Consider the following 271-nt stretch of genomic DNA (forward strand, 5'->3'; position numbering starts at 1 on the left):
GGCTTATTATTGTACGTTAGTGAAGGTGAAAAATTCCAGCCTTAATCCATAACGATTTTATAGCAAGGTTCATATTTAGAACCGGGTAACTTCATTCGACCCTGTTTTACAAAGTCTTGAAGTAAACGATCCATCTTTTTCATCAAGTCAGGATCACCATGTAGTTTAAATACACCATGCTTTTCGATCTCAGCAATGCCTTCGGCTTTTACATTACCAGAGACAATTCCCGAGAATGCTTGACGTAAGTTGGCTGCTAATGTTTCTTTTG

The 271-nt window shown here is 38.0% G+C and carries 1 protein-coding gene; it reads right to left on the bottom strand.

Annotation, left to right across the window (positions count from 1 at the left end; translation table 11 throughout):
• Positions 1 to 41 precede the first annotated feature (41 nt).
• Positions 42 to 271, bottom strand: a 230-nt coding sequence (locus A6E03_RS11260) for a pyrimidine/purine nucleotide monophosphate nucleosidase domain-containing protein (protein ID WP_141677264.1), incomplete at its 5' end; no start/stop codon positions are given.

It is taken from the genome of Aliivibrio sp. 1S128, assembly GCF_001691065.1.
Classification (GTDB): Bacteria; Pseudomonadota; Gammaproteobacteria; order Enterobacterales; family Vibrionaceae; genus Aliivibrio.